This window comes from Streptomyces sp. NPDC127084, from assembly GCF_042724175.1.
In the GTDB taxonomy this organism is placed as follows: Bacteria; Actinomycetota; Actinomycetes; order Streptomycetales; family Streptomycetaceae; genus Streptomyces.
Map to the genome: position 1 here is coordinate 1 of NZ_JBHXFA010000331.1, position 2,304 is coordinate 2,304.

Sequence of the window (2,304 nt, forward strand, 5' to 3'; positions counted from 1 at the left end):
GGCATCGCCACCCGATACGAGAAGACCGCCACCTCCTACGAAGCAGCGGTCACACTCGCATCGATCCTGCTCTGGGCAAGATCACTTTGAAGACGAACCCTAGTGCGGACGCCTGTGCGAAGGTCGCGGCGTGAACGATCTACGCTTTCGTCTCGCTGACGACGCCGACGCTGCGACTGTGGTGCGTCTGCGCGACGACGCTGCCCGCTGGATGCTTGCCCAGGGGGTCACTGGTCAGTGGCAGCTGGTGAGCTGGCGGGGAGGGTGGAAGCTTCTTGACATTGTCAGGGCCGAAGAATGACTCGAAGGCCGCCACGGTGTGAGCTGTCACATCAGGGTCGTTGACGGTGAGGGGGGAAGTGCGCCAGCGGGGTGATCTCGGGTTCTCCTGGTGCTGCTGAGGCCTGGGACTCGGCATGGATCACGCGTTCGGCCGCGCTGAGGACACGGCGACGGACCTGCTCATCATCGAAAGAGCGGGTATTGACGGTGAGCTCGGCCTCGTCGGGGATGATGTTGTCCTTGCTCCCAGCGTGCAGAGAACCCACCGTGAGCATGGCCTGCTCGTCCAGTGCAACCTCCCGCGAGGTCACGGTCTGCAGGCGCATCACCGTTGCTGCCACCATCACGACAGGGTCCACGCTGACTGCGGCATCGCCGCATGTCCGCCACGGCCGAACAAGCGCACCCGCAGCGAGCCCGCCGCGGCCATCGCCGACCCCGGGCAGTAGCCGAGGGTGCCAGCGGCCATGACGGATGCTGTCTGGAGGGCTTTTTCGGCACTGTAAGGAAGCAGAGGCCGGAAGCCACCTGCGCCAAGCCCGCAAACCCGCCCCGGATCGGGCTCGCTATGCCTGCCTCGACCGGCACCGGATCCTGAGCCGACACGGCCTGAGCCGGTTGGACCGGCCCACCGGAACGCCGCTACGAGCGGGACCGGCTCGGTGAACTGGTCCTGTCGACGCCACGAAACTCGGCAACATGCCCCGATGGCGGCGGCTGGCGGACCGTGGGCAGGAACGCCGGAGAGAAGAACCGCCAGGCCGCCACCCCTGCTCGCAACAGCAGAACAGCTCTTACCTGGCCAGCGGGACTCTGAAGCTGTACTTCTTGCTCGTACCGGTAGAGGGGTGAGGCGACGAGCCATTAGGAGCCTCACTGACGGTCATCTTGTAATTCGAACCGTAAGTGGCGGTGTAAGTTCCAGCGCCCTTGAAATCGAGGGTCTTGTCCATGCTGTTCAGGCTGAATCCAGACGGGAAAGCCACTTGGCTGAGTTGGTGCTCGTCGTTCAACTCCTCATAGAGAGGAAGTTTACTCTTTCCGCCCTTCTTCACACCCCGAGAGGTGAAATACCCCCCTAGTTGGGTGCTCATATTGAGGTTTCCAGTGGCCTTCTGAGACTGGAGAGAGACATTCACAGTAGCGGTGGTATGCGCGGGTACGCTGATCGTCTGAGATGGCGCGGTATAGATCTCTGATTGCTCCGAGGCCTGTGTATCAGTCGAAGAAAATGAGACCGTGGTTGAGAAATCGTCACCAAGCTTGAGTACCGATCCCAGATCAAATGTTCCCGACACCTTATTGCTGGTACTAATGCCGCGTGTAACCGTAGTCTGTACAGTGTTCGAGAATTTCTTTTCGAACGCTTGAGTCGAAAGCTCTTGTTCATGATCTGTATTGTTCACCAGTGTGGCAGTACCCATGAACCAGAGATCGCCGTCTGCGGTTTCCGGAGAACCTACCGGGTCCACCTGCGTATTGGATTGGATAGTTCCCGATGTGTTGATTCTATTCGGATCCGGAAAGAAAATTTCATACGGCGTACCGGCGGCTTGATCGTGAATTACAGATGCCAGGGATGTGACCTGTGGCGTTTCGGCATACGCTGGAGTCACCACCACTGCCATCACCGCTGCTACGGAAATCGCCGCCAGAGCCTTAATCTTTTTATTCTTCATTTCGCCCGTCTCTCCTATGACCCTGTTCGAGGCCCCCTGACCGACTGCCCCTGACGAGCACATCAGCAAACTCTACGCTTATCGGCCCCGTATCGATAAAGTGCAACTCGTGGAACGCGATAGGAAAGCTTGCCAACCAACAGCACCAGCCATCATCCCCCAACCAGACGGGCCGATGGATGAGCCCACGGCATCCGATTGGAGACGGCCTCGGACCAGGCGTACGCTCACGGTGCGCAGAAACGCACCTAGGGAGCGTATTTGGTCGTGATCAAGAGGTGGTGAGCTTCTTGATCCAGATCATCGACGCGCGGAGGTGGAGGCCGGCGAGGTAGCTCTCGGG

Annotated in this window: 3 protein-coding genes and 1 pseudogene; 1 reads left to right on the forward strand and 3 read right to left on the reverse strand. The window is 59.8% G+C overall.

The window, feature by feature from the left end; translation table 11 throughout:
• Positions 1-130: 130 nt before the first annotated feature.
• Positions 131-244 (forward strand): annotated as a pseudogene (locus ACFWI9_RS33910) (N-acetyltransferase); the annotation flags it as partial.
• An 88-nt stretch (positions 245-332) separates the two neighbouring features.
• On the opposite strand, the gene ACFWI9_RS33915 reads toward ACFWI9_RS33910, so the two are convergent.
• The 3 genes from ACFWI9_RS33915 to ACFWI9_RS33925 all read right to left on the reverse strand — a co-directional run bounded on the left by ACFWI9_RS33915 (position 333) and on the right by ACFWI9_RS33925 (position 1,961).
• Positions 333-626, reverse strand: a complete 294-nt coding sequence (locus ACFWI9_RS33915; protein ID WP_387169058.1) for a peptidase dimerization domain-containing protein — start codon at positions 624-626, stop codon at positions 333-335.
• Positions 626-751, reverse strand: a complete 126-nt coding sequence (locus ACFWI9_RS33920; protein ID WP_387169061.1) for a hypothetical protein — start codon at positions 749-751, stop codon at positions 626-628. Before ACFWI9_RS33920 ends, ACFWI9_RS33915 begins: the two co-directional genes overlap by 1 nt.
• A gap of 325 nt (positions 752-1,076) precedes the next feature.
• Positions 1,077-1,961, reverse strand: a complete 885-nt coding sequence (locus ACFWI9_RS33925; protein ID WP_387169064.1) for an ETX/MTX2 family pore-forming toxin — start codon at positions 1,959-1,961, stop codon at positions 1,077-1,079.
• Positions 1,962-2,304: the final 343 nt, after the last annotated feature.

What these genes read in the sequence shown, in the direction of transcription:
- ACFWI9_RS33915 (WP_387169058.1), bottom strand. Translation starts at nt 626, where the DNA reads ATGGTGGCAGCAACGGTGATGCGCCTGCAGACCGTGACCTCGCGGGAG.
- ACFWI9_RS33925 (WP_387169064.1), bottom strand. Translation starts at nt 1,961, where the DNA reads ATGAAGAATAAAAAGATTAAGGCTCTGGCGGCGATTTCCGTAGCAGCG.
- ACFWI9_RS33920 (WP_387169061.1), bottom strand. Translation starts at nt 751, where the DNA reads ATGGCCGCTGGCACCCTCGGCTACTGCCCGGGGTCGGCGATGGCCGCG.